Raw genomic sequence first — 12,957 nt, forward strand, 5'->3', positions numbered from 1 at the left:
AGTCGCGAGGCTGTTTTTTTGATATAATAGAAAGTATGAATCAATCAGAAAAAATTTCAAATTATCAATTACTTTTAGCGCAGCTTGAAGCATTACTAGAGGGCGAAAGCAATGCGTTGGCGAATCTCTCAAACAGCTCTGCCCTGCTAAACCAAGCCTTGCCTCATTCTGTCTTTACTGGCTTTTATCTTTATGACGGAAACGAGTTGATTTTAGGACCTTTTCAAGGTGGTGTCTCCTGTGTACATATTGCGCTAGGAAAAGGAGTCTGCGGTGAAGCAGCAGCCAAACGGCAGACGATGATTGTAGAAGATGTGACCCAACATGGCAATTACATTTCCTGTGATAGCAGAGCTCGCAGCGAGATTGTAGTACCAATGGTCAAAAACGACAGCCTAGTAGGGGTGTTGGATTTGGATTCTCATCTGGTGGCAGATTATGATGAGATTGACCGAGAATATCTGGAAAATTTTGTGGCTCTCTTACTAGAGAAAACAAGTTGGAATTTTGAAATGTTTGGAGACAAAGCCTAATGTATCAAGCTTTATATCGAAAATATAGAAGCCAAACCTTTGGTCAGCTAGTCGGTCAGGAGGTTGTGGCGACAACCTTGCGGCAGGCAGTTGAACAAGATAAGATCAGTCATGCCTATCTCTTTTCAGGTCCCAGAGGAACTGGGAAGACCAGCGTAGCTAAGATTTTCGCTAAGGCGATGAATTGTCCTAACCAAAAGGGTGGCGAGCCTTGCAATGAGTGCTATATTTGCCAAGCCATTACCGAAGGAAGCCTAGAAGATGTCATCGAGATTGACGCGGCTTCCAATAATGGTGTGGACGAAATCCGAGATATTCGTGATAAATCTACTTACGCTCCCAGTCTAGCGAAGCACAAGGTTTATATTATTGATGAGGTTCACATGCTCTCAACGGGCGCTTTTAATGCGCTTCTTAAGACTTTGGAAGAGCCGACAGAAAATGTCGTCTTTATTTTAGCAACGACGGAGCTGCATAAAATACCAGCAACCATTCTCTCGCGCGTTCAACGCTTTGAGTTCAAGTCGATTAAAACCAAAGATATTGTAGAGCACATTGCGTGGATTTTGCAGCAAGAAAATATTGACTTTGAAAATGAAGCGGTGCAGATTATCGCAAGACGAGCAGAAGGCGGTATGCGAGATGCCCTATCTATCTTGGACCAAGCTCTCAGCTTGACTCAAGACAATCAGCTGACGACGGCTATTTCTGAGGAAATCACGGGTTCTATCAGTTTAGAAGCACTAGATGCGTATGTAGCAGCTGTATTAGCGCATGATACATCAGTGGCATTAAAAAATCTTGATGTCATATTCGACAGCGGCAAAAATATGGCTCGTTTTGTCACTGACCTGTTACAATATCTTAGAGATTTGCTCATTGTTAAAACGGGTGGAGAAAATACGCATACGAGTGAAAGCTTTTTAGAAAACCTCAAGACTCCGCAGGAAAGATTGTTTGAGTTGATTGAGATTGCAACGAAGAGCCTTGCGGAAATCAAGAACAGCTTGCAACCCAAGATTTATACAGAAATGATGACCATTCGACTGGCTGAAGGGCAAGATAAAGCAGAATTACCCTCCAATATAGCAGGCGAGATAGAAACGCTCAAAGAAGAAATCAACCAGCTTAAGAATCAATTGGCAAGTTTGCAGTCAAGTTCTGCACCTAGTAAGCCAGTACAGCCAACACGCTCAGCCAAAACAAGCAAGGGTTATCGAGTAGACCGCCATAAAGTGAATGCCATTCTGCAAGAAGCAGTTGAAAATCCTAGCCTGGCTCGCAGTAATTTAACCAAGTTGCAGAATGCTTGGGGAGAAATTATTGAAAGTTTAGCCGGAGCAGATAAGGCACTTTTAGTCGGCTCACAACCCGTCGCAGCTAACGAAAACCACGCTATTCTTGCATTTGAGTCAAGCTTTAATGCAGAACAGACCATGAAACGGGAAAATCTCAACACCATATTTGGGAATTTATTAAGCAATGCTGCTGGATTTTCACCAGACATCTTGGCGGTTTCTATGACAGATTGGACAGAGATTCGGGCTGAATTTTCGGCTAAAGCGCGTGGAGAAAATGCACCACAAGCTGAAGAAAAAGAGAATATAGTCATTCCAGAAGGATTTGATTTCTTAGCGGAAAAAATTACCGTTCAGGAGGACTGAATTTAGATTTTTCTGCTGTTTCATGCTATAATAGAATCATGACAAGACAACAATTTCTTACAACAGCTTTTTTCACAGCAATTGAAACGTATTTTTTTAACGAAGCAATGATGTCAGGACACTATTTATTCGCTGTTTTCTGGGCACTTTTAGTGATTCGTAATTTACAGGTGAGCTATGTCATGGGAAAAATAGTGGACGAAATTGACAAACATATCAAACGTAAAAAATAACAAGAAAGGTTGGGGCAAAAATCCTCAACCTTTTCTTTTCAATTTGAAAAAATATTCTACTTGCTGTAAAATAAAAGTGCAAAGATAAAAACACAGTTTCGGTTGGTAGTCCGAACATATTCGTGACAGGCTAGATTTGTTTTTCTAATGACAATTGAAGTAGGTCACGACTATCAGTAACCCTCCTCCTTGGTTGTCCCTTCTTTGTAATGTATTTAAGGAGGATGCTGTATGGAACATGTTTCATTAGAATTGACCATATACTTTGAAAATGGCTTTTATTATGGCCTATTTGAGCAAGAAAATGCTCAAGGTTTGTCCGTTTGTCGGGTGACATTTGGAGTTGAGCCCCAAATGAACGAGGTTTTGGAATTTGTTAATCAGAAGTTTTCACAACTACAATTTAGCCCGGCTGTTGCACTAAAGAAAAAAAGACATTGTGCAAATCCTAAACGGTTGCAGCGATTAGCAAAAAAAGAAATGAAGCGTGAAAAACGTTCAACGAAATCACAAGATGCACTAAAACTGCAACAAGAGTTAGATAAACAAGCTAAACGTTCCAGATTGAAAGCTCAAAAAGAATATGTACAAAATAGGAAATTCCAACTAAAACAGCAAAAACGCAAAGAAAAGCACAAAGGTCATTGATTTTGTGCTGAAAAAGAAGGAGACAAGTTGATGTTTACTCAATTTATCTCCTTTTTTTATTTACCAACTTGTTAAAGAAACTTCACCGCTATTTAGCCACATTTCTTGTCCAGTATCTAATTGAACTAATAGCTGACCGCTATCTGATATTTCCTTGGCAATTCCTTTGTAGTCTTTGTCATTTTGGAAAAAAGTGACCGTCCGACCTAAGACAAGGGAGTGTTGTTTGTAAAGGTAAATCAGCTCGTCTGGCTCACATTCATAGAAATCTTTCCAAATCTCAGCAATGAGTTCATTGCGCGTGATAGGTTGCTTTTCGTGAAAGAGAGAGGCAGCCTTATTTTTTAACTTTTTCGGAAAATCAGAGATTGCGAAATTGATGCCCACTCCAATAATCACATCAGTGACTAAGCCCGTCTCGACAGAAGTAATAGCTTCGGTTAAAATTCCGGCTATTTTCTTGCCCTTGTAGCAAATGTCATTGACCCATTTAATGTCCATTTCCATTAAAGTGAGGTCTTTAATAGCCTTATAAATGGCTCCAGCAGTCAGGATAGTATAGGCGGGAATTTGTTGAAAAGGGAGATTGGGTTTCAAGTGAAGAGACATATAAATCCCACCTTGATCTGGAGCAAAATAACTTCTGCCAAAGCGTCCACGCCCGGCTGTCTGAGAAGAAGCCAGATAGAGCGTGTTGGCAGGATTACCAGCTTCAATTCCTGCTTTGGCATCAAGTTGAGTGGATTTGCAGTTTGGATTGAAGGAAACTTGAATGGGAGCAGTTTCTTCGATTTTTTTAGCAATCAATAAATCACCTGAAAGGAGCTTATAGCCTTTATTTTTTATCGATTCAATATGAATGCCTTCTTTTTCCAAATGTTGAATGGCTTTCCAGATAGAAGTGCGTGAAATTCCTAACTCCTGTGCTAATTTTTCACCACTGATATAGTCAGATTCTCGACTTAAAATGTCAAATAAAATTTCGTATGTTTTCATTTCTATAAACTGCTCTTTCTAAGGGTTAGGGTGGTAGCAAGTGTTACCATGCGTGGAATGGTCGAGCCAGGATGTTGAAATTCCTCGTGCAGCAGTTGCAAGCCTTGTCTGCCCATTTCTTCTGTAAAGACAGTAACCGTGCTGAGTGGTGGATAGACGTACTTTGCAATAGATGTATCGTTAAAAGCAATCAAACTAACACGATCTGGTACAGGGATGTCCGCTTCTTGAAGTGCTCGAAGGGCGCCAACAGCTAAGGCGTCACTTGCCATGAAAAATGCAGTTGGAAATTGGTCACCTAAATTTTCAATCAATTCTTTCATCATAGAATAACCTGATTCAGATGAAAAGTTTCCTATTTTAACGTATTTTTCCTGATAAAGTTGTTTTTCGGTTAGATAATTTTTAAAGGTTACCAAGCGTGGATCAGATAAGGTAGTGGTTTTGTCAGAAGTTTGTTCTTGCCCCACTAACAGCCCAATTTGTCGGTGTCCCTTTTCTAAGAAGTGGTTCAAAACAGTTGTAACGGAATTTTCAAAGTCTGTCGTAACGCAGCTATGTCCATAGGTAAGTGTATTGCTATCAATAAAAACAAGCTGCTCTGTGTGGAGTTCCAGCTCCTTTATCTTTTGAGGGCTGAATTTTCCAATCGCGATGATGCCGTCAATTTGCTCAAGATGATTTAATGTTTCATTATTGAAAAAGCGCATAACATCATAATCCAACTCTTGGGCTTTTTTCTCTACCCCAAGACGAATGGCATAGTAGTAGAGGTCGTCTAGTTCCTCCTCTTCTGTGTACCATTCTACGATCGCAATTCTGCGGTTTTGGGAATATCGTTTGTCTCTTCGCTTTGTCTTTTTATATTCTAATTCTTCTGCAATATCAAAAATCTTTTTTCGGGTGCGATCACTGACTGACATGGCAGGGTCGTAGTTGAGTACGCGAGAGACCGTAGCGGGAGAGACCCCAGCAGCCTGAGCAATATCCTTAATCGTAGCCATTTGATTTGGTCCTTTTTAATTTACTGTCTACATAAATTATAACTCAAAAAATAGTAAATATCAAAGTTAAGTTTAGTAAAACTTAACTTTGTTCTCGAAATGAGCTGGGTGAAAAGCCAAAATATTTTTTAAAAGCCTTTGAAAAGTAAAGGGGATCTGAGAAACCGACAGAATAGGCGATAAATTGGATAGGCTCACGGGTGCTTTCGAGGAGTTGTTTAGCTCGATGCATGCGTATATAATGCAGATACTCTTTGGGAGAGAGTCCATTGTATTCTTTAAAAATGGTTGTCAAATAGCTGCGATTGACATTTAGTTCATTAGCAATACCTTGAATGCTCAGTTGTTCAAGCGGATAGCGAGTTTCTAGAATACGTTTGGTATCTATATACAACTGATAAGTGGAATTTTGTTGTTTCAGGAGCTGTTGGTTTGGTGCGAGTTTCCCCAGTTTAAATAGTAGTTCATAGAGCATGGCGAGAAGTTGTAAATGACTTAACATAGTAGATTGGGAATGTTCAGCTTCTTGAATAATATCTATAATAAACTTTCCCAAACTATCAGTAGGACTAGTACTTGAATTTCTTAGAAATCCTGTTTTGCCAATTTCTGATAAGTTAAAATAATCCGAAACCTTTGTTCCACTAATTCCGAGCCAATAATAGGACCAAGGATCCTCAAAATCTGCTTTATAGTAAGTTAGTTCGTTTGGTTTTAGTAGAAATAAATCACCAGCTTTCAGGAAAATTTGTTCTCCTTTATAGTGAAAGACACCTTTGCCTTTTGTAATAAAATGAAGGACGAAACCGTCACGAATAGCAGGCCCGAAAGAATAGTTCGGCTGGCAATCCTCATAGCCGTAAAAGTCTAATAATAAATCAATTGTTCCCGTCTGGTATTCAGAAAATATAAGCATACTTTTTACATCTCCGTACATTAGAAATAGTATTGTATTTTTTATTGTCACCTAACATTTTACCATATTTCCCTAACATAATTCTATTTTAGGAAGCGATTTCAAAAGGTAAAATATTAGTAAATATGGAGGTTCAGAAATGGCTATCAAAATAGACAAGCATCTATTCTACATCAATACAAAAGATTCCAGTCTTATCATCGAGGAAAGGGATGGCTACCTTTTGCTTAAACACTTAGGCAGAAAAATCGAATCCTATCATTTTTCCAATACAGTATTTGAGCGAGATCATGCTTTTTCTGGTAATCCGAGGTCGAATGAGCGGAGTTTTAGCTTAGATACCCAGCGGCAGGTTTTGGGGCAGCATGGTTTAGGAGACTTCCGGCAACCTTCTCTGCAAGTCCAACATGCTAATAATGAAGTAACAGATTTTCGGTTTGTTGAAAGTCAGCTGATTAAGGGAGGTTTGGAAGTTCCAGGACTGCCTAGCCCTCACAGTACAGAAGATGCAGAAACACTGGCCTTTATTTTAGAGGATACAGTAGCTCACTTACGCCTCACTCTCTATTACACAGCTTTTGAGGATAGCAATACCATTGCAACCTTTACTAAGCTGGAAAATATCGGTAGAGAGACAGCAGTCATACATAAGAACTTGAGCTTAATGACAGATTTGCCGGCAGGTGCTTATGATGTGATTAGTTTACAGGGAGCTTATGCTAGGGAAAAAACAGTTCGTCGTCACAAGCTAGAACAGGGGATTTTCAAAATAGCTTCCAACCGAGGAGCTTCTGGTCACGCGCAGACTCCAAGCCTTATCCTTTGTGACAGTGAAACGACGGAAGAGGCCGGTCAAGTTTGGGCAATTCAGCTCCTTTATAGCGGAAACTTTGAAGCTTGGATTCAGCAAAATCAGTTGAGTGAAGTTCGGCTAGGTATCGGTATCAATGAAGATAACTTTGCTTGGAAACTGGAAGCGGGGCAGACTTTCTATAGTCCTGTTGCTCTGTTGAATTATTCGGCTCAGGGTTTGACTGGTCTTAGTCATGAGAGCCAAGCTTTTGTTCAAGAGCATATCATTCCTAAAGCTTTTGCGAAGCGAGAGCGGCTAATTCTAATCAATAACTGGGAAGCAACTTACTTTGATTTCAAAAAAGAGAAGTTGCTAGAGTTAGCAGATGAGGCACAGAAAGTTGGTATTGAGCTCTTTGTTCTCGATGATGGCTGGTTTGGCAACCGTTTTGATGACAATCGGGCTTTGGGCGACTGGTTTGTCAATGAAGATAAGATAGGTGGCAGTTTGACGGAGCTCATAGCAGAAGTTCATAGTAGAGGATTGCAATTTGGTTTATGGGTTGAGCCAGAAATGATTTCCGTAGACAGTCAGCTTTATCGGGCACATCCAGACTGGGCTATTCAAGTGCCTGATCGGGATCATACCTACTCTCGCAATCAACTCGTATTGGATTATGCTAATCCAGATGTGGTAGCCTATATCAAAGGAACACTGGATCAGCTGTTGAGTCAGCACGATATTGACTACATAAAATGGGATATGAATCGTAATATTACCAATCTTGGGAATGGCACTAACTATCTGGCGACCAAAATGCAGTCGCATAAGTATATCTTGGGGCTTTATGAAATTGTAAAATATTTGACAGAGAAATATGAGAATATTCTCTTTGAGTCCTGCTCAGGTGGCGGTGGCCGAAATGACCTTGGTATGATGCGGTATTTCCCTCAAGTCTGGGCTAGTGACAATACCGATGCCATAGCTCGCTTGTCAATCCAATATGGGTCTTCTTATCTTTATCCGACTATTTCAATGGGTGCCCATGTGTCAGCTGTACCTAATCATCAGATGGGACGGATTACACCTCTTGAAACACGAGGTAACGTTGCTATGATGGGAAATCTGGGTTATGAATTGGATCTGACCAGTCTTCCTCAAGAAGAGTTGAATGAAATCGCAGCTCAAGTTGCTCATTATAAATCTATTCGCAGAATTATTCAATTCGGTCAGCAATTTCGATTAATTAATCCGAGTCAAGGTTCCAACGAATCAGCGGTGCAGTTCAACTACAAAGAACACTCGGTTGTAACTTATGTAAGGGTTTTAGCAACTGTCGAAGAGATAGAAACCACACTAAAACTCAAAGGATTAGAAGAGGATGCGCTCTATTCACTGGATGGTACCAATCAACTATATTCAGGTGCAGAGTTGATGTATGCTGGTTTGACCGTTGTTCTCCCTCAAGGAGATTTCCTCAGTAAACAGTATGTTTTTGTTAAAAAGCAATAAGGAGAAGGAATAATGAAATGGTATAAAAAAATTGGTCTCTTAGTAACAGCAGGACTAACCCTTCTGGGTCTATCAGCTTGCGGCAACCAAGGGGAGTCGACAGATGGTAAGGTAACGATTGAGTACTTTAATCAAAAGGGTGAAATGGTTGATACCCTTCGTGAGATTGCTAAAGACTTTGAAAAAGAAAATCCGAATGTGCATGTGAAAGTGGTAAACGTCCCTAATGCTGGGGAAGTACTCAAAACGCGCGTTCTGGCTGGAGATATCCCAGATGTTGTCAATATCTATCCCCAGTCTATCGAATTGCAAGAATGGGCTAAGGCTGGGTACTTTGAAGATTTATCTGACAAAGACTATATTAAGCGAGTTAAGAATCATTACGCAGATAAATATGCGATAGATGGAAAGATTTACAATATTCCTTATACTGCTAATGCATACGGTATCTATTACAACAAAGATAAATTTAAAGAACTGGGATTGAAAGTTCCAGAGACTTGGGAGGAATTTGAGGAATTAGTTGATAAGATTATAGCAAAAGGGGAAACACCTTTTGCCATTGCAGGAGCAGATACTTGGACCTTGAATGGTTATCATCAGTTAGCTCTTGCCACTTCTACAGGAGGTGGTAAGGAAGCGAATGATTACCTACGTTTTTCCAAGCCAAATGCCATCAAGTCTTCAGATTCAGTGCTTAAAGATGATTTCAGGCTGTTAGATTTATTCCGCAAAAAAGGGGCCATGCAGACCAACTGGCAGGGAGCAGGCTATACTGATGTTGTCGGTGCCTTTGCTAGAGGCGATGCCCTGATGACTCCAAATGGTTCTTGGGCTATCACAGCAATCAATGCGCAAGATCCTAAGTTTAATGTTGGAACTTTCCCTTTCCCTGGAAAGCAAAAAGGACAAAGCTTGACCATTGGAGCGGGAGACCTAGCTTGGTCTATCTCGTCAAGTAGTAAGCACAAGAAAGAAGCCAATGCTTTTGTTGAATATATGTCACGTCCAGAAGTTATGCAGAAATATTATGATGTGGACGGCTCACCAACAGCTATTGAAGGTGTCAAGGAAGCAGGTTCAGATGCACCGCTAGCTGGTCTTGCTGAATTAGCATTTACAGACCGACACCTCGTTTGGCTAGCTCAAGACTGGACCAGTGAAAGTGATTTTTATACCTTGACCGGGAACTATATTACAACTGGAAACAAAGAGGATATGGCGAAAGCACTAAATGCCTTCTTCAATCCGATGAAAGCAGACGTAGAGTAGGAGTAGATCTACTATGAAAAAATTGATTGAGAAATATTGGGGCTGGCTCTTTGTCATAGTTCCCCTTGTACTACAGGCTGTATTCTTTTATGTGCCCATGTTTCAGGGTGCCTTCTACAGCCTGACAAACTGGACTGGTTTGACCTATAATTATAAGTTTGTCGGACTCAATAACTTTATGCTCCTCATGAGCGATCCTAAGTTTATGAACGCGATAGGATTTACATTGATCATTACTATTTGTATGGTGGTTGGTGAGATTATGCTGGGAATCTGGATAGCGCGAGCTCTCAACTCGAAGATAAAGGGAAAAACTTTCTTCCGAGCTTGGTTTTTCTTCCCCGCTGTCCTATCTGGATTGACTGTGGCTCTTATCTTTAAGCAACTTTTTAACTACGGGTTGCCAGCTATAGGGAATGCCTTAGGAATTGAATTTCTTAAAACCAGCCTACTAGGAACAAATGGTGGCGCAATCTTTGCAGCAATCTTCGTCTTGCTTTGGCAAGGGGTAGCTATGCCTATTATCATCTTTCTAGCTGGTCTACAGTCAATTCCTGCTGAAATAACAGAAGCAGCTCGAATTGATGGAGCTAGTAGCAAACAAATCTTTTGGAAGGTGGAACTTCCTTATCTCCTACCAAGCGTTTCCATGGTATTTATCTTGGCTCTAAAAGGTGGTTTGACAGCATTTGACCAGGTCTTTGCCATGACAGGCGGCGGTCCGAATAATGCGACCACCTCTCTAGGACTTCTGGTATACAACTATGCCTTTAAGAGCAATCAATTTGGTTATGCCAATGCCATTGCAGTTATCTTGTTCCTCTTGATTGCGGTTATTTCTATTATCCAGTTGAGAGTATCTAAGAAATTTGAAATCTAAGAGGAGAAACCTGATGAAAAATGCAGAAAGAAAAGCTAATTTCAGTAAATATATCTTGCTAACACTGGGATCTATTATCATTTTAATTCCACTCTTAGCAACAATATTTAGTTCCTTTAAGTCTACCAAAGACATCGTTAATAATTTTTTCGGATTTCCGACTCAACCGACCTTAGAGAATTTTCAACGCCTTTTGGCTGATGGTATCGGAGGCTACTATTGGAATTCAATTGTAATCACGGTTGTATCTTTGGCTGTTGTCATGATTTTTATTCCCATGGCTGCTTACTCTATAGCACGTAATATGTCTAAGAGAAAAGCTTTTAGTATTATGTATACGCTCTTGATTTTAGGGATTTTCGTTCCTTTTCAAGTTATCATGATTCCTATTACAGTTATGATGAGTAAGCTAGGTCTAGCTAACACTTGGGGATTAATTATCCTCTATCTGGCTTACGCTGTTCCACAGACTCTCTTTCTCTATGTAGGTTACATTAAGATTTCCATTCCGGACAGTCTGGATGAGGCAGCAGAAATTGACGGTGCTGGAAAGTTTACAACTTATTTTAAGATTATTTTTCCTATGATGAAACCCATGCATGCGACAACCATGATTATCAATGCCCTCTGGTTCTGGAATGACTTCATGCTTCCTCTCTTGGTACTCAATAAAGACTCCAAGATGTGGACTCTGCCACTCTTCCAATATAACTACACAGGTCAATACTTTAATGATTATGGACCAAGCTTTGCTTCTTATGTTGTTGGGATTATCACCATAACTATCGTCTATCTCATCTTCCAGCGCAACATTATTGCTGGAATGAGCAACGGAGCAGTGAAGTAAGTTCAAGATACAAAGACTGTAAAAAGCTCACAATGTATACAAAGGCAACCACATCCGTAAACTACAGAATTAGTAACGGCTGTGGAAAATAGGGAATCTGAAAAAGAAGCTTCAGCATCTTGGAAGATTCATCTTTCGCACAGAGCTTAGGGCGTGTTCTATTCAGCGCACGGGAAAGAGTATATAAGACAAGATTTTAGAGGAGAAGACTATGGCTATTCAAAATAAGACCATGCTGATTACTTACTCAGACAGCTTGGGGGAGAATTTAAAAGATTTATATGACAATTTAGAAAAGCATTTTGGGGATGCGGTTGGAGGAGTGCATTTGCTTCCTTTCTTCCCATCAACTGGTGACCGGGGATTCGCCCCAGTAGACTATGAAGAGGTTGATTCAGCCTTTGGTGACTGGGAGGATGTAGTAAAGCTGGGCGAGAAATATTATCTCATGTTTGACTTTATGATTAACCACATTTCACGCCAGTCCAAGTATTATAAGGATTTTCAGGAAAAGAAGGATCAGAGTGAGTATCGTGACCTCTTTCTCAGCTGGGATAAGTTTTGGCCAGAAAATCGTCCGACGCAAGCTGATGTTGATTTGATTTATAAACGTAAGGATCGGGCGCCTAAGCAGGAAATCGTCTTTGCAGATGGAAGCACCGAGTATCTGTGGAACACCTTTGGTGAAGAGCAGATTGATCTAGATGTTCGCAGTCAGGTAACTAATGATTTCATCAAGAAAACATTGCGTCAACTATCAGAGCATGGCTGTGATCTGATTCGTTTAGATGCATTTGCCTATGCAGTCAAAAAGTTAGATACCAATGATTTCTTTGTTGAGCCAGAAATCTGGGATCTCTTAGAAAAAGTCCAGCAGCAAGCTGCTGAGTTTGGGACGGATATTTTACCAGAAATTCATGAGCATTATTCTATCCAGTTCAAGATTGCAGAGCATGGCTACTTTGTCTATGATTTTGCGCTGCCGATGGTAACTCTTTATTCTCTATACAGTGGTAAAGCTGAGCGTCTAGTCAAGTGGCTTGAGATGAGTCCTATGAAGCAATTCACAACACTGGATACTCATGATGGTATTGGGGTTGTTGATGTTAAGGATATTCTGACTGATAAAGAAATTGACTTTGCAACCAATGAACTATATAAGGTTGGGGCTAATGTCAAGCGTAAGTATTCCTCAGCTGAGTACAATAATCTGGACATTTACCAGATTAACTCGACTTACTATTCAGCCTTGGGCGATGACGACAAGAAGTACTTCATTAGTCGTCTGATTCAGGCTTTTGCTCCAGGAATTCCACAGGTCTATTATGTTGGTTTCTTAGCTGGGAAAAATGACCTTGAGCTGCTAGAAAACACTAAGGAAGGCCGCAATATCAACCGTCATTATTACAGTAATGAGGAGATTGCTGAAGAAGTCAAGCGTCCAGTTGTGCAAGCCTTGCTCAAACTTTTCAGTTACCGCAACCAGTCTGCTGCCTTTGACCTAGATGGCACTATTGAAGTGAATCTACTGGATGAAAATAGCCTCCGGATTGTCCGTAGCAATGCAGACCAGTCTGTGACAGCCCAAGTGGTCATCAATCTCAAGGACCTGACCTACAGTGCGACAGAAAACGGACGGGCCGTCACCTTTGAATAGAT

The 12,957-nt window shown here is 40.4% G+C and carries 12 protein-coding genes; 9 read left to right on the top strand and 3 right to left on the bottom strand.

Annotation, left to right across the window (positions count from 1 at the left end; all coding sequences use genetic code 11):
* Positions 1 to 35 precede the first annotated feature (35 nt).
* From EL079_RS02255 to EL079_RS02270, 4 genes are all read left to right on the top strand, one after another.
* Positions 36 to 533 (top strand): GAF domain-containing protein, encoded by a 498-nt coding sequence (locus tag EL079_RS02255; RefSeq protein ID WP_003031196.1) that lies wholly within the window; start codon positions 36 to 38, stop codon positions 531 to 533.
* Positions 533 to 2,197, top strand: a complete 1,665-nt coding sequence (gene dnaX / locus EL079_RS02260) for a DNA polymerase III subunit gamma/tau (protein ID WP_003031191.1) — start codon at positions 533 to 535, stop codon at positions 2,195 to 2,197. Before EL079_RS02255 ends, dnaX begins: the two co-directional genes overlap by 1 nt.
* Positions 2,198 to 2,235: 38 nt before the next feature.
* The gene (locus EL079_RS02265; protein ID WP_003024260.1) at positions 2,236 to 2,430 is read left to right on the top strand and encodes a DUF3272 family protein; all 195 of its coding nucleotides are present in this window, start codon (positions 2,236 to 2,238) and stop codon (positions 2,428 to 2,430) included.
* 231 nt (positions 2,431 to 2,661) lie between these two features.
* Positions 2,662 to 3,078 carry a YjdF family protein gene (locus tag EL079_RS02270; protein WP_003031187.1) on the top strand — a complete coding sequence of 139 codons (417 nt, stop codon included), beginning with the start codon at positions 2,662 to 2,664 and terminating at the stop codon, positions 3,076 to 3,078.
* A gap of 60 nt (positions 3,079 to 3,138) precedes the next feature.
* Here EL079_RS02270 and birA read toward each other — a convergent pair whose 3' ends face one another.
* From birA to EL079_RS02285, 3 genes are all read right to left on the bottom strand, one after another.
* Positions 3,139 to 4,074, bottom strand: a complete 936-nt coding sequence (birA, locus tag EL079_RS02275) for a bifunctional biotin--[acetyl-CoA-carboxylase] ligase/biotin operon repressor BirA (RefSeq protein WP_003031197.1) — start codon at positions 4,072 to 4,074, stop codon at positions 3,139 to 3,141.
* A 2-nt stretch (positions 4,075 to 4,076) separates the two neighbouring features.
* Complete coding sequence (locus EL079_RS02280; protein WP_003031199.1) at positions 4,077 to 5,078, bottom strand: LacI family DNA-binding transcriptional regulator; 1,002 nt, start codon at positions 5,076 to 5,078, stop codon at positions 4,077 to 4,079.
* An 82-nt stretch (positions 5,079 to 5,160) separates the two neighbouring features.
* Positions 5,161 to 5,994, bottom strand: a complete 834-nt coding sequence (locus EL079_RS02285) for an AraC family transcriptional regulator (RefSeq protein WP_003031194.1) — start codon at positions 5,992 to 5,994, stop codon at positions 5,161 to 5,163.
* Between the two features lie 139 nt (positions 5,995 to 6,133).
* Between EL079_RS02285 and EL079_RS02290 the strand changes: the two genes are divergently transcribed.
* From EL079_RS02290 to gtfA, 5 genes are all read left to right on the top strand, one after another.
* A complete protein-coding gene (locus EL079_RS02290) occupies positions 6,134 to 8,299 on the top strand; it encodes an alpha-galactosidase (RefSeq protein ID WP_003031195.1) in 2,166 nt (721 codons plus the stop codon).
* Positions 8,300 to 8,311: 12 nt separating this feature from the next.
* Positions 8,312 to 9,571, top strand: coding sequence for an extracellular solute-binding protein (locus EL079_RS02295; RefSeq protein ID WP_018543512.1), 1,260 nt, complete (start codon positions 8,312 to 8,314; stop codon positions 9,569 to 9,571).
* Between the two features lie 13 nt (positions 9,572 to 9,584).
* Complete coding sequence (locus tag EL079_RS02300; RefSeq protein WP_004224901.1) at positions 9,585 to 10,451, top strand: carbohydrate ABC transporter permease; 867 nt, start codon at positions 9,585 to 9,587, stop codon at positions 10,449 to 10,451.
* Positions 10,452 to 10,464: 13 nt separating this feature from the next.
* Entirely contained in the window at positions 10,465 to 11,298 is an 834-nt protein-coding gene (locus EL079_RS02305) for a carbohydrate ABC transporter permease (RefSeq protein WP_004224864.1), read from the top strand.
* 211 nt (positions 11,299 to 11,509) lie between these two features.
* Positions 11,510 to 12,955, top strand: a complete 1,446-nt coding sequence (gene gtfA / locus EL079_RS02310) for a sucrose phosphorylase (protein WP_004224865.1) — start codon at positions 11,510 to 11,512, stop codon at positions 12,953 to 12,955.
* Positions 12,956 to 12,957 lie beyond the last annotated feature (2 nt).

It is taken from the genome of Streptococcus anginosus (genome assembly GCF_900636475.1).
Classification (GTDB): Bacteria; Bacillota; Bacilli; order Lactobacillales; family Streptococcaceae; genus Streptococcus; species Streptococcus anginosus.